Origin of the sequence: Brachybacterium avium (genome assembly GCF_002216795.1) — a bacterium.
Classification (GTDB): Bacteria; Actinomycetota; Actinomycetes; order Actinomycetales; family Dermabacteraceae; genus Brachybacterium; species Brachybacterium avium.
Genome location: NZ_CP022316.1, coordinates 2,040,291 through 2,057,169, shown reverse-complemented (window position 1 = coordinate 2,057,169; position 16,879 = coordinate 2,040,291). Strand labels below are relative to the sequence as shown.

Below are 16,879 nucleotides of genomic sequence, written 5' to 3'. Positions count from 1 at the left end.
CTCCTCAGAGCGCCGAGAGCAGTTCAAGGCGGCGCCGGCTCAGCTCCTCCGCGGTGCTCCAGGTGCCGAACAGCGCTGCGCCGGGCTCGAGGTCGCGGCCGTCGGCGAGGGTCCCCACGATCACCGAGTCGTAGCCCAGGCGCTGCAGCAGCCCGGAGACCTCGTCGGCGGCGCGGGGGTCGTCGGCCGCCACCGCGAGCGCCCGACGGCGCGGGTGGCCGTCCTGGCGGCCGTGGTCCTCGAGGTCGTGGTAGCCGATGTGGTTCAGGGTCTTGACCACCTGCGACTGGGGCAGCCGGGCCGCGAGCAGCTCGCTGGTGGAGAGGGTGGCATCCAGGTCGCCGAGCGCGGCCCGGGCGGAGGCGACGGCCGCCGCATCGGTCTCTCCCCAGGGGTTGGTCGCGTCGATGACGATCACGTCCTGCAACGCGCCCGGGTCGAGGCCGAGCGCCACGTGCAGCGGCACCGTGAGCGCCACGACATCACTGCTCGCCGCCAGATCGGTGAGGCCGACGGGCCGAGCGCCGGGCAGTCTCGCGGCGAGCGCCGGCGCCGACGAACGGCCCGCCACCTGCACCTCGAGGCCGCTGCGCAGGGCGGTGCGGGCCAGGGCGCTGCCGATCTTCCCCGGCCCCAGCACCCCCAGTCGAGGGCGGCGCGGGAGAAGGGCCCTGCTCGGACCGGGCACCCGGGCGCGGGACGCGGCATCGGCGACGGATACGGCGAGGTGGGTGGGCGGGGTGATCGCGCGGCGCTGCGCGGCGCCGAGCAGCTCTCGGGCCAGGGCGTCGTTGCGCCGGTGGCAGGCCGCGTCGGTGCCGGGGCGGGCGAACGCGCCCAGCGGCAGCTCGGAGGTCCAGGGCCCCAGGGCCCAGAGGTTCTCCTGAGCGCTGCCGTCGGGGCCGAGGACGCGGTGCCGCTGGTCCACCTCGAGGGTGCCCGGGAAGGCCGCCGCCTCCCGACCCACCGCGCTGCTCCCCTCGACCAGGTCGCGCAGCAGCGGGTTCGTGGAGTGCCTCAGCGTCGCCGTCGGCAGGAACGCATCGACCAGGGCATCGGCCCTCACCTGCGCTCCGGCGGCGCCGCGGGCGGTGAAGCGGCCGCTGGACTCGTCGGCGGTCACCGCGATGCGCGGGCCGAGGAAGCGCACCACCCCGGCCCGTTCCAGGGCGAGCAGCTGGTGCAGGCGGTGCGGGGGCGGTCCGGAGTCGACGAAGCTGAACAGCGAGTGCCACCAGCGCGGGTAGCCGCCCTCCGCGCCGCCCCGCAGCCGGGAGGCGGGCAGCTGGTCCACCAGCACGCCGTGCAGGCGCAGCAGCAGCTGGAACAGGGCGCGGGCCGAGGAGGTGTCCCCCTGGGTGCGGGCGCGCAGGTCCTGCTCGATGTGGTGCACCACCGCGTCGCGGGTGACCTGCGGGTGCGCGTCGCCGTGGAGCTCTGACAGCGGGTCGTCGAGCCAGGCCAGGGGGGCATCGCCCGGCGCGGCGGCGGGGGCGTCCACTCCCCAGCGGCGGATCTCGGCGGCGATCAGCGGGACCACGTCGGTGCGGAAGTCGAGCCGGCCCTCGGCGTCCTCCCGGGCGGCGAGGGCCGCGGCGGTGACGTGCACGAGGTCGCCCGGGCCGGCCGGCTCCCCCTCGTCGCGGACCTTCGAGTGGTAGGGCACGCCGCGGCGCGAGCCCACCCACAGCCGGGGTTCACGCCCGGACCGGTGGTAGCGGAGCCGCCCGGGCTCCCCCGGCAGCGGAGCCGACACGAAGCGGCCGCCGCGCCCTTCGGTGAGCAGCGCCATCAGGTCGATGAAGGCCAGTCCCATGCCGCGCACGATCACGTCCTCGCCGGGGGCCAGGAGCTCCAGCGCAGTATCGCCGGCCTGCGCGGGCGGGAGATAGGTGCCGCTGTGGCGGCGGGCGAAGGCGGCCAGCTCGTGGCTGCTCGCCGCGGGACGGGAATCCGTGTGCCCGGCCGCCAGCAGCAGCAGATCCGCGCTCAGCGGTGCGCGGTCCTCGAGCTCGACGACCCAGCCCTGGGGACTGCGGTCGCCGACGGCCGGATCCGCAGCGGGGTGCACAGCAGCGCGCGCGGCGGGGTGCACAGCGGTCGCCGTGGTGCGGTGGATGGTGACGCTGACGGCCTCCGGCAGCGCGGCGAGCACTTGCCCGAAGAACCATTCGAGGTAGAGCGCCTGCACCCGGCGGCTCGCGAAGTCCGTGGCCTGCAGTGCTTCGATCTCGGCCAGGCGCGCGGTGCCGGCGGTGGGGGCGGTGATCCGGCCGCGGCGGATCCCGTCGGCCCACTCGGCGAGGGAGGGACCAGCCGTGATCGGACCCTCGCAGCGGACGGTCTCGTCGGGGAAGATCGAGACGTCGGCGGCGCGGGAGTTCATCAGCAGCAGGGGGCTCTCGTCGGCCCGCCAGATGCGCCCGGCTCCAGGCAGATGCGGATCCACGATGTCCACATGCAGGGGCAGCTGCCGCAGGGCGTCGGCCTGCGCGGACGAGCGGGCATTCGCGCTGAGCCGCTCGAGCACGCCGATCGCCCGCGGACCGCCGCCGACGAGGACGAGGCGGGTGCTCACTGCCGTGATCGAGGAGTTCATCCGTCGGGATCCCTTCTGGGTGCTTCTGTGTCGAACCATGACGAGTCATAGCGCTCGCCTTGCATCCCCATTAGATTCACTTATAACCTCGGTGACTGCAAGCGTGGACCGATCCTCGGTTCATCCCCCGTCACGGAAGGCACCTCATGACCTCCTCCGTCGTCTCTCCCGAGACCACCCGCCGCATGCCCGAGGCCACGCCGGCCGCCGGCCATGCCCCGGCGACGGGAGACCGGGAGATGCCGTGCCCGCCGCGGCAGGCCCCGCCGGAGGACCTCTCGCACCTGCGGGTGGTGCCTGCCCGACATCCGGGCCGGGTGGTGCTCGCGATCGGGGTGGCCCTGGTCGTCACCGCGGTGCTGTACTCCTTCGTCACCAACCCGCGCTGGGAGTGGGGCGTGGTCGCCCAGTGGTTCTTCGCGGAGTCGATCCTCCGCGGGCTGGTCGAGACCCTGAAGCTCACCGTCCTGGCGGGCACCGTCGGCTTCGGCCTGGGGCTCACCCTGGCCCTCATGCGACTGTCGAAGTCCGCTCTGATCTCATCGGTGAGCTGGACGTTCTCCTGGATCTTCCGCTCCACCCCGCTGCTGGTGCAGCTGCTGCTGTGGTACAACCTCGGCTACCTCTACGAGCAGGTGCGGCTGGGGATCCCCTTCACCGGGCAGGCCCTCTTCGAGGCCCGCACCAGCGATCTGATGACCCCGCTGCTCGCGGCCGTGCTCGGGCTCGGCCTGCACCAGGCGGCGTACGCGGCGGAGATGATCCGCGGCGGCATCCTCTCGGTCGACCAGGGCCAGCTCGAGGCCGCCAGCGCCCTCGGCATCCCCGCCCGGGACCGCTCCCTGCGGATCGTGCTGCCCCAGGCGATGCGGGCGATCCTCCCGCCCGCCTTCAACGAGATCATCGGCCTGGTCAAGGGCACCTCGATCGTCTACGTGCTCGCCCATGCGGAGCTGTTCTTCACCATCCAGCTGATCTACGGACGCACCCAGCAGGTGCTGCCGATGCTGCTGGTGGCGACGCTCTGGTACGTGGTGATCACCTCGGCGCTGTCCATCGGCCAGTACTACATCGAGCGCCACTACTCCAAGGGGGCGGTGCGCACCCTGCCGCCCACCCCGCTGCAGGCGCTGCGCGCCCGTCTGGACCGCCTCCGCCCCGCTCCGAGAGGAGCCGCCGCATGAGCACGCTGACCAGCCCGCACCGTCCCGATCACCCCACCCCGCCCGGGGAGCGTTCCGTCCCCGCCGAATCTGCCGTCGACACCCTGGCCGCGGCCCCGCACGGCGGGTTGGTCGAGATCCGCGGCGTCCACAAATCCTTCGGGGAGCTCGAGGTGCTGCGCGGCATCGACCTGAGGATCACGCCCGGCTCCGTGACCGTGATCCTGGGCCCCTCGGGCTCGGGGAAGTCCACGCTGCTGCGCACGATCAATCACCTGGAGCCCGTCACCCGGGGGCTGATCAGCGTGGACGGCGACGTGATCGGCTACCGCCGGGACGGGGACCTGCTGCACGAGCTGCACGAGCGGGAGGTGCTGCGCCAGCGCACCGCGATCGGCATGGTGTTCCAGGGCTTCAACCTCTTCGCCCACATGACGGCGCTGGGCAACATCACCGAGGCGCCGCGACGCGCCCTCGGCGTACCCCGGCGGGAGGCCGAGGCCCGGGCCCGGGAGCTGCTGGACCTGGTGGGCCTCTCCGACAAGGAGCAGGTCTATCCGCGCCAGCTCTCCGGCGGCCAGCAGCAACGGGTCGCGATCGCCCGCGCCCTCGCCCTGGAGCCGAAGGTGCTGCTGTTCGACGAGCCCACCAGCGCCCTGGATCCCGAGCTGGTGGAGGAGGTGCTGGCGGTGATCCGTTCCCTCGCCCGGGCGGGCACCACCCTCGTCATCGTCACCCACGAGATCCCCTTCGCCCGCGACGTCGCCGACACCGTGGTCTTCATGGACCACGGCCGGATCATCGAGCAGGGCCCTCCGGCGGAGGTCCTGGACGCGCCGCGCCACGAGCGCACCCGATCGTTCCTGGCCACGGTCCGCACCGGCGAGCAGTCCTCGTCGGCCGAGGGTCAGGTACCGGCGGCTGAGCGATGAGCATGCCGGTGTCCCCGTACAGGTCGCGCACACGCCAGCACCCGACCCATCCACTCGCCGCGGCCGGCTGTCGAGGCCCCGCCCGGCCCGCGCCCGCCCACCTGCCGCCCCACCACCATCTCGAGGACCAAACATGACCCGTCATCTGCTCTCCCGCCGCGCCCTCGCGGCCTCCGGACTGCTGCTGCCCGCCTCACTGCTGGCCGCCTGCTCGGACCCCGCGCCCGCAGCCTCCGTCGGATCCGGCGGGGCCGACGGCTCCACGGCGTCCGACGGCGGCGGCGCGAGCGCGGGCGGCATCGACACCTCCGGCACGCAGGAGCTGATCCGTGCCACCGCCGACGAGGAGGTCGCCGCGCTGCTGCCGTCGGAGATCGCCGAATCCGGCGTGCTGCGGGTGGGCATCAACGGCACCTCCAGCGCGCCGCTGTCCTTCCTGGCCGATGACAACCAGACCTACATCGGCTCGGAGATCGACATCGCCCGGATCGTGGCCGACAAGCTCGGCCTCGAGTTCGAGCTGAAGCTGACCACCTGGGACAACTGGCCGCTGAAGCTCGAGGCCGGGGAGTTCGACGTGGTCCACGCGAACATCGGCGTCAACGCCGAGCGGCTGGAGAAGTTCGACTTCGCCTCCTACCGCGCGGCCTTCATGTCGTTCCTGGTCCGGAAGGGAGCGGATTTCTGGCTGGAGGATGCCGACTCCCTCAGCGGCCGCGTCATCGCCGTCGGCGCCGCCACCAACCAGGAGCGGATCCTCACCGATTGGAACGCCGAGCTGGAGGCCGCGGGCAAGGCACCGGCCGAGCTGAAGAACTACTCCACCAACGCCGACACCCTGCTCGCCCTCGGCTCCGGGAGGGTGGACGGGTTTATCTCCCCCTTCGCCTCCCTGAGCTTCATCGCCGCCCACCGCGACGACTTCGAGCTGCAGGGCCGGATCAACGCCGGCTGGCCCGACGAGACCCTGGTCGCGGGAACCTTCGCCGGCGGAAGCGGCCTCGCCGCCCCCTACGCCGCAGCGCTGAACGCCCTGATGGCCGACGGCACCTACGCCCAGGTCCTCGAGCGCTGGCAGCTGAGCGAAGAGGCCCTCACCGAATCCCGCCCCCACACGAAGGAGAACCCGTGAGCACCACCGTCGCCCGCCCTGCCCCGTCGGCCGGGACCCGCAGCGCCGGTCCCACCCAGCCCTTGCCCGTCCTCGCCGTGGACCTGGTCACCGACCCGTCCCTGCTGTCAGGCCTGGCCGGCCTCGCCCGAGGGCTCGAGGAGGCCGGCGCCGGCGCCCTCACCCTCAGCGACGGCGGCCTGCACCCGATCCACGTCGCCGCCCACCTGGCACCGCTGACCAGCGAGCTCGGCCTGCTGCCCCGCACCGATGCGATCTACGTGGAGCCGTTCCATCTGGCCACGCAGCTGATGAGCCTGGACCACCTCAGCCATGGCCGGGCCGGGTGGCTGCTGCAGGCGGAGACCGACCCGGCCGTCCCCGCGGCCGTCGGCCGAGAGGTGCTCGGCCTGGAGGCGACCGCACGCGAGGCGGCCGACGTGCTCACGGCCGTGCGCGCGGTGTGGGACAGCTGGGCGCCGGATGCCGTGGTGCGCGACACGGAGCGCGGCGTGTACGTCGACGCCGCTCGCCTTCAGTACGCCGACATCGAGGCCGAGACCTTCTCGCTGCGCGGTCCGGCGATCACGCCCCGCTCCCCGCAGGGGCTGCTCCCGGTGCTGGTCGCGGATACGGACCGGGCGGCCGTCGGCGAGCGCACGGCCGCGGAGCTGGCCGACGGGCGGGCGCTGGACCTCGACGTCTCCGGCGGGGCCCGCACCCGACAGCTCGCCGCCCGGATCGAATCCGCCGGCCCGGTGCGGCTGGTGCGCCTGGTGGGTCTGGATCTGGAGGCCGACCCACTGGGCACCGTCGCGCAGCTCGCCGCCGCGCTGCGATCCCGGGCACTCGTGGCCCCGGCCCCTGTTCCGCGGCGCACGCTCCGCACCCGGCTCGGCCTGCCCGCCGCGCCGTTCCGCCCCGACCCTGCGCGGCGCAGCGACCGCGCCCGCCAGATCCGCGAGGAGTCCGCATGACCACCGCCCACACGCAGGCACCGCTCTCCCCGGAGGCCGCCGCCCTGGCCACCGGCCCGGCCGCGCATCCGCTCCACCCCGCCCACGCCCCCACCGGGCAGCTCGCCTTCGGCGTGTTCTTCCAGGGCGTGAACTCCTCGACCATCTGGCGCCTGCCTGCCAGCGGGGACCAGGTGGCATGGGAATCGTTCGAGGCACTGGCGCGCACCGCCGAGCGCGGGCGGTTCGCGGCGTTCTTCCTCGGGGAGGGGCTGCGGCTGCGGGAGCACCGCGGGGTCCCCTTCGAGCTGGACGTGGCCGGTCGTCCCGATGCGCAGACCCTGCTCGCGGCGCTGGCCGGCGTCACGGAGCGCATCGGGCTGGTCGCCACCCAGAACACCACCTTCAACGATCCGGTCGACCTCGCCCGACGCCTGCAGACCCTCGACCTGCTCTCCGGGGGCCGGGCCGGCTGGAACGTCGTCACCACCGACAACGCCTGGACCGGGGAGAACTTCCGCCGCGGCGGCTACCTCGACCATGCTGACCGGTATGTGCATGCCGAGGCGTTCGTGCGGGTCGCCGAGCAGTTCTGGCGCGGGGAGCAGATCGCGCACGACGGTGCCCACTACGCGGTGCGCGCCCACGGCGATCTGCCTGCCTCGGCGCAGGGGCGTCCGGTGCTGTTCCAGGCCGGGGCCTCCCCGGCGGGACAGGACTTCGCCGCCCGCACCGCGGACGTCGTCTTCTCCCCGCACGGCACGCTCGAGGCCGCGGTCGATTTCCGTCGCGGCATCGTCGAACGGACCCTCGCCGCGGGTCGTGATCCCGGGAGCGTGAAGATCCTGCCCGGGGCCGAGATCATCCTGGCCGCCACCGAGGCGGAGGCCGCGGAGAAGGTGCGCTGGGTGCGGGACCAGCAGATCGGCCCGGAGCAGGCGCTGGCGCTGCTCGAGCAGTACTGGGGCCGGGACCTGTCGGCGTTCGATCCCGATGGTCCGCTGCCGGATGTGCCGCCGGAGGTGGTCGAATCGGGGGTGACCCGCGGGGCCGGCTTCCAGTTCGCCGACGCCGAGCAGCTCACCCGTACCTGGCGCGAGGAGGCCGCGGAGAAGGGCCAGTCGATCCTCGAGTTCGCGCGGGCGCGGGCCGGGGCCCGCCGCGGCACCTTCACCGGCAGCTACGACACGGTCGCCGACCGTCTGGTGGAGTTCGCCCGGCTGGGAGCGATCGACGGGCTGAACATCACCCCCTGGCTGATCCCCTCCGGTCTCGACGACATCGTGGACGAGCTGGTCCCTCGCCTGCAGGAGCGCGGCGTGTATCCGGCCGAGTACGCCGGCTCGACGCTGCGGGAGAACCTGGGGCTGCCGGTGGGGTGACGAGCAGCCGCTCTGCTCGGTCTCGAGGCCGACAAGTGCACGCTGGGGACCGATGATGGGGCCTCGCACCGGTTCCAGCACGCGTCTGCCCGCCGCGCGGGAGCAGCGGCCAGCGATGAGCCGACGAGCCCCCTCTTGCCCGGCGCGGTGATCGCGGCCAGGCTGTCAGGGTGAGTACCCCGGCCGCGCCGCCCGCCACGCTCGAGTTCACCAGCGTGGCGCACGGTGCGGTGCCCGGCGTGCGCAGCGGCTCGATCTACCGGGCCAGTGGCCTGGAGCCGGGGGTGCACCGCGGCCTGCCGAGCACCACTCTCACCACGATCTTCAGCCTGGACGGCCCGGTGGTGGGCTTGCAGGAGATCGCCGCCGCCGGGGCGGCCCCCGGGATCCGTCCTGAGGACGGGGCGATCCTCGGACCGCGGGCGGAACTGGTCCTGGCCGGTCTGCACACCGCGCCGGTGCTCATCGAGCAGCCCACGCACCAGGAGGGCATCCAGCTGCAGCTCGATCCGTGCGCTGCTCGGTTGCTGTGCGGGGTGCGGGCCGCCGATCTCGTCGGCGGCTTCGACGGCGCTGCGGTGCTGGGCCGCGCCGGGCGGGACCTGTGGGAGCAGATCGGCGGGATGGCCGCAGGGCCGGAGCGCCTGGAGCGGATCGCCGGCGACTTCCGCGCCCGGTGCGATGCCGCGCCGGCCGGAGCCGGGCAGCTCCGCCCGGAGCTCGCCGAGGCGTGGCGCCTGCTGCTCACCTCCCGCGGCCGGATCGCGGTGGAGGCCCTCGCCCGCCGGGTGCTGCTCTCCCCGCGGCAGCTGCGCACCGAGTTCACCCGCGAGTTCGGGATCGGGCCCAAGAGCGCGGCCCGGCTCGCCCGGTTCGAGGCCGCACTGGGGAGGATCGCCGGCGCCGTCCACGCCGGGCGCTCCCCGGACCTGTCGGGTATCGCCGCGGAGTGCGGTTACGCGGACCACGCCCACCTGACCCGGGAGTTCGGCCGCTTCACGGGCACGACTCCGAGCCGGTGGATCTGCGAGGAGCGCCGAAACCTTCAAGCCGGCGGCCACGGCACGGCGCAGGATTGAGCCATGGACACCACCGGCAGCCCGCACACCACCAACAGCCCCGAGCCCCACGTCGGCGTCTTCCCCGCCTTCCAGGCCCTCGACGCCCGCGGCGAGATCCGCTTCCTGTGCGAGGTGCTCGGATTCGTCGAGACCCTGGTGGTCCCTGGAGAGGGCGAGGCCATCGCGCACGCCCAGCTGGACTGGCCCGGCGGCGGCGCGGTCATGCTCGGCACCCACAAGCCCGACGGCGAGTACCGGCGTGAGCCCGGCACGCTCGGCGCCTACCTGGTGATCGATGACGCCGAGCTCGACGCCCTCGTCGAGCGCGCGAAGGGCGCCGGGGCCCGGATCGTGCAGCCGCTGCGCGCACCGGAGCACGGAGGCCGGGACGTCACGATCGCCTCCCCGGAGGGGAACCTGTGGAGCATCGGCACCTATCCGGGGGAGCCTGCCGCCACCACACCCTGATCCCGGCACCGGAGCGGTGTGCCCGAACCCATAAGCCTGGCTTGCCACCTGCGCCTACCATGGGGGCATGGATCCTCGTCGCCTGCTCATCTTCCGCACCGTGGTGCGCAACGGCTCGATCGGCGCCGGCGCCCGCGAGCTGGGCTGGACCCAGCCTGCGGTCTCCCAGCACCTCGCGGCGCTGGAGAAGGAGGTGGGCACGCAGCTGCTGCTGCGCTCCTCCGCCGGGATCACGCCGACGGAGGCCGGCAGCCGGCTCGCCGCCCATGCCGAGGCGATCGCGGCGCAGCTGCACGCCGCCGAGGAGGAGCTCGCCGACATCACCGCCCTGCGCCGCGGCACGGTGAAGTTCGGGACCTTCCCGTCGGCCGCGGCGATGCTGCTGCCACCCGTGCTGAACCGGCTGACCGAGACGGCGCCGGAGCTGGACGTCACCTTCTCCGAGCTCGAGCCGCCGGACGCGGTGATCGCGCTGCGCGAGGGCGAACTCGATCTCGCTCTGGTGTTCCGCTACCCCTGCTCCGACATCGGGGACGAGGGCACCCTGGAGTGGACCGCGCTGATGGAGGACCGGGTGATGGCGGTGCTGCCGCGCGACCACCCCTTGGCCGAGGACCCCGACCTCACCCTCGGCGACCTCGCGAAGGATCCCTGGATCGCGGGCTGCGAGCGCTGCCGCGCGAACCTGCTCTCCAGCGCGCGTCGGGCGGGCTTCTCCCCGCAGGTGCGCCACTCCACCGATGACACGATCGTGGTCCAGCAGCTGATCATGCACGGCGGCGGGGTGGCGCTGATGCCGGAGACCGCCCTGGAGGCGGCGCCGTCGGCCGATGTGGTGGTGCGGGCGATCCCGGACCTGGACAACCGGATGATCGGCCTGCTGAACCGGCGCGGCGCACTGGCCATCCCGGCCGTGGGCGCCCTGCGCGATGCGCTGGTGGCCGAGACCACCGAGCGCCTGGCCACGGCGGTGATGATCTGAGCGCCGACGAGCCGAGCACGGGCGGCCAGAGTTCGCGACCCGCACGGGTCCCGGCTCGAGCCTGGCTCCGACCCGCCCTGCTGCTGGTGGGCGGCCTGCTGCTGGCCGTCGTGCTGATCCTGGCCGAGCAGTGGATAGGCGCCGTGGCGGTCGCCCTGTTCTCGCTGTTCATGGCGTACTGGACCAGTCCGCTGCGGGCCGGGGAGCACACGCCCCTGGCCACCGCCTTGGCGCAGCGCGAGGTGGGCACCGCGATCGTGCTGTGGGCGCCGGGCGATCCGCGCTCCTCGCGGCTCCAGGTCGCGTTCCGTTCGCCGCGCGAGGACGTGGTGTGGGTGAACGTGCATCGCGACGCGCAGGCCCAGCAGCTGCTGGCCGAGCACGGCGGCGCCGAGGTCCTGCCGCTGGTGCTGGTCGGCGAGGCGGTCCGGCCCCGCGCCACCGCGGCCGAGCTGATGGAGCTGCAGGAGGCCGAGCGGCGCGAAGCCTGAGCCCGGGGTGCCCGCTCAGGCGCCCGGCAGCTCCCCGATCGCCACGCTCCACTCGCGCGCGTCGCGGTCGACGATGACGCGCTCGCGCTTGAAGGGGTCGCCGTCGAGCTTCGCGAGCGCGTCCTCTGCGGAGTCCGCGACGACGATCAGCAGTGCGCCCGGATCGCCGTCCAGCGCGCCGGCGAGCAGCAGGGTCCCCTCCCGGCGCAGCTCGGAGAGGTGCTCGCGATGCTCGGGCCGGAAGGTGGCGACGCGCTGCGCATCGTCGGTGTAGGTGTACTGGACGGCGAAGATGGCCACGGTCTCTCCCGGAGATGGTCGGAGGCCGACGAGGTGGTGTCGGCCGGTGCTGAGAGGTCCATCGTGCCGCATGCAGGGCGCCTCCCGTCGGGCATTCCGGGGAAGGGCGCGGCGGCACGCGCTGCCGAGCACGGCCAGACAGTTCTCGAGCAGGTCTTCTGTTATTCCGGATTTACGGATATATTGGCGTCATGGCGCCGCACCCCGACTCGTCCCCTCCGGACCTCCCCGCCCGATTGGCAGCGCTCGAGGCGCGGGTGGCGGCGCTGGAATCCGCCGACACCACGGCCGACTCCACGGAGCAGCACCCCGAGAGCGGCCACTACACCCCCTCGTCCCCTCCGCGTCCGGGTGCTGCGGCGAGCGCGGCCGCGACCGCCCCCGAGCAGTCCTCCGCGGAGCCCGTCGAGGATCCGTTCTGGGCGCTGACCTCCCTGAAAGAGCACTGCCCCGCCCCCGGCGCGGTGGTCTTCGCCGGGGCGGTGGACGTGGGTGCCGGGCACCTCGAGTACCAGTGGGGCCGACCCACCGAGCACCTGCTGGCGACGGACTGGGCCGAGCACGCGGAGACGGTCGCGGCGCTCGGCCACCCCCTGCGCCTGGCGATGCTGCGCCGCCTGCTGGACGGCGAGCACACCGTCGCCCAGCTCGTGGACGAACTGGAGCTGGCCTCGACGGGTGTCGCCTACCACCACCTCTCCGCGCTGCAGGGCGGGGGCTGGGTGACCACGCCGCGCCGCGGCAGCTGGGCCCTGGCCACGCCGCGCGTGGTGCCCCTGCTCGCCATCATCACCGCCCTGGAGAAAGGGTGACCATGCCCCCTGAACGACCCGCTGAGGGCACCGGCACCTCGTCCCCCTCTGACACGCCCGAGAACTCCGCTGCGAGCGGCACACCGGGCTCACGACCGACCAGTCGGCGCACCGTCCTGACCGTCGGCATCCCCGCTGTCGTCGGGATCCTCGGACTGTCCGCGCTGACCAATCCCCGCCCCGCGAGTCTCGGAGACCCCCGGGGAGATCAGCAGCTGACCGAAGCTCTCGCCCCACATCTGGACGGGCACCGTCGAGTGGCCATCGCCCACCTCGACGGCACCGGCGAGGCGCGCTTCGCCGGCTTCGGAGCCGGGCCGACCGACGAGTTCGAGATCGGCTCGGTCTCCAAGACCTTCGCCGGCGCGCTGCTGGCCGAGGCCATCACCCGCGGCGAGGTCACGACGGGAACCACCGTCGCCGAGGTGCTCGGCGAGGAGGCGCAGGGCAGCGAGATCGCGGACGTCACCCTCGCCGAACTCGCCACCCACACCTCCGGGCTCCCCCGCCTGGCCAGCAGCGGCCTCGCCGGGACCGTGCTCGCCGCCTTCTTGCGCAAGGACCCCTACGCGGGCCGCGACGCCTCGCAGGTGATCAGCGACGCCCTGGACAGCACCCTCTCCCAGCGGGGCAGCTTCGCGTACTCGAACCTCGGCGTCGCGCTCCAGGGTCAGCTGCTGGCCCGTGCGGCCGGGACCGAGTACGCCGAGCTGCTCGCCCAGCGGGTCCTCGAGCCCCTAGGGCTGGAGGGAACCTACGCCCCGGTCACCTCCGGGAACCTCCGGGAGTCCGCCACCCGCGGCCGGGGCAGAAGCGGCCTGCCGCAGGCCCCGTGGACCATGAACGGCAGCGCCCCGGCGGGCGGCATCCGCTCCACCGCCGCGGATCTCGCCACCTACCTGACCGGGACCCTCGACGGCTCGGCCCCGGGCGCGGCCGCCGCCTCCGAGATCCTGGTCGAATCCAGCGCGACCCGGCGCCACGGCATGAACTGGTTCCAGGAGGACTTCGGCGACGGCACCTGGCACACCTTCCACAACGGGATGACCGGCGGCTTCGCCGCCTTCGTGGGCTTCACGCCGGAGACCGGCAGAGGGATCGTGATCCTCACCGACACCGCCCGCAGCGTCGATGCGCTCGCGGTGGACATCCTCACCGGGGAGGTGGCCCTGTGACGACCGTGCTGGGTCTGCTGCCGCTGCTGTCCGCACTGGTGCTCTCGATCGTGCTGCTGAGCGCCGTCGTGACCCTCTTCCGACGCCATCAGCATCCGTGGCGGATCCTCCAGCGCGCCCTCGGCGGCGCGAGCATCCTCGCGATCCTCGGGGTGATCGGGATCGTCCCGGCTGCGCTGTGGTGGCTGCCGTGGCTGCTCACCCTCGCGCTGAGCGCGGGCGTCGTGGTCGCGTGCCGGCGCCTGCTGGTGCGGACCCCTCCCACCGAGCCGACGAGACGGGAGGCCGCACACCTCACAGCCCCCGGCCTGCTGAACCTCGGGATCGAAGTAGCCCTCTACCTCGGACTGCTGGTGATCGCGCTGGTCGCGGGCTGAGCCGGCGGATCGTCGGTGCCGGCGGCGCGCCGCGGCGGTCCTGCGCTCAGCCGCGCAGCGGTAGCCAGTCCAGCACGTCCTGGATGCCCTGGTCCCAGAAGTCCCAGGTGTGCGCGCCGGCGCGCAGGCGGGAGGTGAGCTCCACCTCGTGCTGCCGGGCGGCGTCGAGGAACCCCCGGTTCATGCCCAGCAGCTGGTCCTCGGTGCCGCAGTCCAGGAACAGGGCCGGCAGCGCTGCGGGGTCGGCGGCGGCCAGCAGGCCGAGCAGGTCGTCCTCGGTACCGGTGAGATCGCGTCCCGCCCAGATCCGCTCGGCGAGATGGCCGGTGTTCAGCTCCAGGCTCAGCGACGAGGGATCCAGCGCCCCGGAGAGGCTCGCGGCGGCGGCGAAGCGCTCCGGATGGTGCAGCGCCAGCTTGAACGCGCCGAAGCCGCCCATCGACAGACCGGCGACGAAGGTGTCCTCCCGAGCAGTGGAGACGCGGAAGGTGCGGGCGATCAGCTGCGGCAGCTCCTCGGCGACGAAGGTCCAGTACGCCTCCCCCACCACCTCGTCGGCGTAGAAGGAGCGGCGCACCTCGGGCATCACCACGGCGATGCCCTTCTCGGTCGCGTACCGCTCGATCGAGGTGCGCCGTTCCCAGATGGTGCAGTCATCGCTGAGCCCGTGCAGCAGGTAGAGCACCGGTACTCCACCCTCCTCGCGCTCGTGGTCGCTCCCGCCGGCGACCCCTCCCATCCCGATCCCGGCCGCGGCCTGCGGCATCAGCACCACCATCGAGGTGCCCATGCCGAGGGACTCGGCGAAGAAGTCGGTGCGCATGCGGATCATCGGTGATCGCTCCTGGGGTCTTGGTCGGGGTCGGCGTGCGGCGAGGCCTCGTGCCCATTGAACACTCCCCGCCTACGATGACCGCATGAGCATCTCCGCGCCCGCCCCGTCCTGGATCCGCGACGCGATCTGCTGGCAGGTCTACCCGCTGGGCTTCTGCGGCGCGCCACGCGTGCGCGAGGACCTCGGCGGCGAGGGCTACGGCGGGGCCGACGGGGAGAACGTGGTCCATCGCCTGCCGCGCCTGCTGGGCTGGCTCGACCACCTGGTGAGCCTCGGCGCGAACGTGCTGCTGCTGAACCCGGTCTTCGCCTCCGTCTCCCACGGCTACGACACGCTCGACCACCGGCGCCTGGACCCGCGCCTCGGCGACGAGACGGACTTCGATGAGCTGGTCGCCGCCTGCCACGAGCGCGGGATCCGGATCGTGCTCGACGGGGTGTTCAACCACGTCTCGCACCTCCACCCGGTCGCCCGCCAGGCCATCGCCGCGGGCCCCGGCACCGAGGACGGCGACCGGATCCGCTGGTCCGGCTCCAGCCCCTACGGCTTCGAGGGCAACGCAGACCTCCTCGAGATCGATCTGGCCGACACCGTCATCCAGGACCGCGTCGTGGAGATCATGGGGCGCTGGCTCGAGCGCGGGGCCGACGGCTGGCGGCTGGATGCGATGTACGCCGCCGGGGCCGAGGCCTGGGCCCCGATCCTCGAGCGCGTGCGGGCCGCGCATCCCGAGGCCTGGATCCTCGGCGAGGTCATCCACGGCGACTACCCGGGCTTCGCGGAGGCCTCCGGCGCGGACTCGATCACCCAGTACGAACTGTGGAAGGCGATCTGGTCGGGCCTGACCGAGCACAACCTCTTCGAGCTCGCCCACGCGCTGGGCCGCCACCAGCAGTTCCTGGACGCCGCGGGCGGCGCGCACCCCCAGACCTTCGTGGGCAACCACGACACCACGCGCATCGCCTCCCAGCTCGCCGACGGCCGCGACCTCGCCGCTGCCATCGCCCTGCTCGCCCTGCTGCCCGGCATCACTACGATCTACGCCGGGGACGAGTTCGGCGCGACCGGGGTCAAGGAGCAGCGGTCCGGCGGCGATGACGCGATCCGCCCCTGGTTCCCCGGCAGCCCGGACGAAGTGGTCGACGCCGCCGCCTCCGCCGACAGCGCCCCGGGCGGCCCCGACCACCTCACCCTGCTCAAGCCCGAGTCCGCCGAGCGGATCCTCGAGGTGCACCGCCGCCTGTTCTCGCTGCGCCGCCGGGAGCCATGGCTCGCGACCGCAACGGTGCGCGTGGACGAGGACACGCTGGAGAACACCTGGGCGCAGATCGTGCTCACCCCGGGCGGTGCGGGCGACGGGCTCCGCGCCGAGGGAGTAGCGCCGACTCCCCTCACCCTGGTGCTGAACCTCGGCGACGAGGCCCGGCCCGCCCCCGGCGAGGTGCTCGAGACGGTCAGCGGCGCCGACATGCTCGACGGCGTCGGCCCCGCCGCCCCGGGCGAAGTGCCCGCGCACGGGATCGCCGTGGTGCGCTGAAGATCGCTGTGGTCCGGTGAGAGCTCCGACGGGTGCCACCGCTGACGCAAATGCCGCTATGAGTCGGCGCAAATGTGAGACGACCTGAGAGCACCTCCGTATAGCGCTCACCAGTACTTCCGTCTCCCGACACGCAAATGTTGGGGGGGAGAGTCCCGCACGTCACGCACAGCACACGCCATCGACCCCAGCGCGCACTCATCCCCGGCCACGTAGGCTCGGAGCATGAGCACCGCGATCAAGCCCGCCACCTCCGTCAGCACCGCCCCCGTCGTCGCCCTCGGGCTGGTCGGCGGCTGGCTGACCGCCCGCGAGACCGGCATCCGCCCCCTCGGCGGCGTGGTGCTCGCCGCCGCCGGGCTCTACGCGGGCCGCACCTGGCTGGCCCGTCGCGGCCCCGCCACCACCGCCGTGCTCGGCGCGACCTACGTGGTCGGCTTCGGCCTCTCCCACCCGCTGGCGAAGAAGATCGGCGCGTGGCCCGCGGTGCTCACCGTGACCGCCGCGGCCGCCGGGGCCGCCGCCGTGCTCTCCGACGCCGCCTACGGCGAGTGGATCCCCGCCGACGACGACGCCTGAGCAACGCCCAGGCGCCCGAGCACCCGAGCCTGCCCCAGCTGTCGCCAGCGAACCCGCGCAACGACAGCTCACGCAGTCTCGATCGCTGACTGGGCACCCAGCTGTCGCCAGAGCACTGA

17 protein-coding genes are annotated in these 16,879 nt (G+C 73.4%); 14 read left to right on the top strand and 3 right to left on the bottom strand.

What is annotated here, in order from left to right:
• Positions 1-4: 4 nt before the first annotated feature.
• Entirely contained in the window at positions 5-2,599 is a 2,595-nt protein-coding gene (locus tag CFK39_RS09285; protein ID WP_089065223.1) for an FAD/NAD(P)-binding protein, read from the bottom strand.
• A 146-nt stretch (positions 2,600-2,745) separates the two neighbouring features.
• Between CFK39_RS09285 and CFK39_RS09280 the strand changes: the two genes are divergently transcribed.
• From CFK39_RS09280 to CFK39_RS09240, 9 genes are all read left to right on the top strand, one after another.
• Positions 2,746-3,783, top strand: a complete 1,038-nt coding sequence (locus tag CFK39_RS09280; protein WP_089065222.1) for an amino acid ABC transporter permease — start codon at positions 2,746-2,748, stop codon at positions 3,781-3,783.
• Positions 3,780-4,694 (top strand): amino acid ABC transporter ATP-binding protein, encoded by a 915-nt coding sequence (locus CFK39_RS09275; RefSeq protein ID WP_275094091.1) that lies wholly within the window; start codon positions 3,780-3,782, stop codon positions 4,692-4,694. Before CFK39_RS09280 ends, CFK39_RS09275 begins: the two co-directional genes overlap by 4 nt.
• Positions 4,695-4,827: 133 nt before the next feature.
• Positions 4,828-5,826 carry a transporter substrate-binding domain-containing protein gene (locus tag CFK39_RS09270; protein ID WP_089065221.1) on the top strand — a complete coding sequence of 333 codons (999 nt, stop codon included), beginning with the start codon at positions 4,828-4,830 and terminating at the stop codon, positions 5,824-5,826.
• Complete coding sequence (locus tag CFK39_RS09265) at positions 5,823-6,782, top strand: LLM class flavin-dependent oxidoreductase (protein WP_089065220.1); 960 nt, start codon at positions 5,823-5,825, stop codon at positions 6,780-6,782. Before CFK39_RS09270 ends, CFK39_RS09265 begins: the two co-directional genes overlap by 4 nt.
• Positions 6,779-8,143 (top strand): LLM class flavin-dependent oxidoreductase, encoded by a 1,365-nt coding sequence (locus CFK39_RS09260; RefSeq protein WP_089065219.1) that lies wholly within the window; start codon positions 6,779-6,781, stop codon positions 8,141-8,143. The genes CFK39_RS09265 and CFK39_RS09260 overlap by 4 nt, the downstream gene beginning before the upstream one ends.
• Before the next feature lie 170 nt (positions 8,144-8,313).
• A complete protein-coding gene (locus CFK39_RS09255; protein WP_157697125.1) occupies positions 8,314-9,222 on the top strand; it encodes a helix-turn-helix domain-containing protein in 909 nt (302 codons plus the stop codon).
• Between the two features lie 3 nt (positions 9,223-9,225).
• Positions 9,226-9,672 carry a VOC family protein gene (locus CFK39_RS09250; RefSeq protein WP_089065217.1) on the top strand — a complete coding sequence of 149 codons (447 nt, stop codon included), beginning with the start codon at positions 9,226-9,228 and terminating at the stop codon, positions 9,670-9,672.
• Between the two features lie 67 nt (positions 9,673-9,739).
• Entirely contained in the window at positions 9,740-10,654 is a 915-nt protein-coding gene (locus tag CFK39_RS09245; protein WP_089065216.1) for a LysR family transcriptional regulator, read from the top strand.
• A gap of 86 nt (positions 10,655-10,740) precedes the next feature.
• Entirely contained in the window at positions 10,741-11,145 is a 405-nt protein-coding gene (locus CFK39_RS09240; protein ID WP_089065215.1) for a hypothetical protein, read from the top strand.
• Between the two features lie 15 nt (positions 11,146-11,160).
• On the opposite strand, the gene CFK39_RS09235 is transcribed toward CFK39_RS09240, so the two are convergent.
• Positions 11,161-11,445 carry a YciI family protein gene (locus tag CFK39_RS09235; protein WP_089065214.1) on the bottom strand — a complete coding sequence of 95 codons (285 nt, stop codon included), beginning with the start codon at positions 11,443-11,445 and terminating at the stop codon, positions 11,161-11,163.
• Positions 11,446-11,636: 191 nt separating this feature from the next.
• Here CFK39_RS09235 and CFK39_RS09230 point away from each other — a divergent pair, with 191 nt between their 5' ends.
• Genes CFK39_RS09230 through CFK39_RS09220 form a run of 3 tightly spaced genes read left to right on the top strand, consistent with a single transcriptional unit; the run spans position 11,637 to position 13,809 of the window.
• Entirely contained in the window at positions 11,637-12,257 is a 621-nt protein-coding gene (locus tag CFK39_RS09230) for an ArsR/SmtB family transcription factor (protein ID WP_089065213.1), read from the top strand.
• A gap of 2 nt (positions 12,258-12,259) precedes the next feature.
• A complete protein-coding gene (locus tag CFK39_RS09225) occupies positions 12,260-13,432 on the top strand; it encodes a serine hydrolase domain-containing protein (RefSeq protein WP_089065212.1) in 1,173 nt (390 codons plus the stop codon).
• On the top strand, positions 13,429-13,809 hold the full coding sequence (locus CFK39_RS09220; protein WP_089065211.1) for a hypothetical protein: 381 nt from the start codon (positions 13,429-13,431) through the stop codon (positions 13,807-13,809). Before CFK39_RS09225 ends, CFK39_RS09220 begins: the two co-directional genes overlap by 4 nt.
• A 46-nt stretch (positions 13,810-13,855) precedes the next feature.
• Here CFK39_RS09220 and CFK39_RS09215 read toward each other — a convergent pair whose 3' ends face one another.
• A complete protein-coding gene (locus tag CFK39_RS09215; protein ID WP_089065210.1) occupies positions 13,856-14,641 on the bottom strand; it encodes an alpha/beta hydrolase in 786 nt (261 codons plus the stop codon).
• 85 nt (positions 14,642-14,726) lie between these two features.
• Here CFK39_RS09215 and CFK39_RS09210 point away from each other — a divergent pair, with 85 nt between their 5' ends.
• Together CFK39_RS09210 and CFK39_RS09205 are read left to right on the top strand one after the other, a co-directional pair.
• Positions 14,727-16,181: an alpha-amylase family glycosyl hydrolase gene (locus CFK39_RS09210; protein WP_089065209.1), complete on the top strand. Its 1,455-nt coding sequence runs from the start codon at positions 14,727-14,729 to the stop codon at positions 16,179-16,181.
• 225 nt (positions 16,182-16,406) lie between these two features.
• Positions 16,407-16,760, top strand: coding sequence for a hypothetical protein (locus tag CFK39_RS09205; protein WP_089065208.1), 354 nt, complete (start codon positions 16,407-16,409; stop codon positions 16,758-16,760).
• Positions 16,761-16,879: the final 119 nt, after the last annotated feature.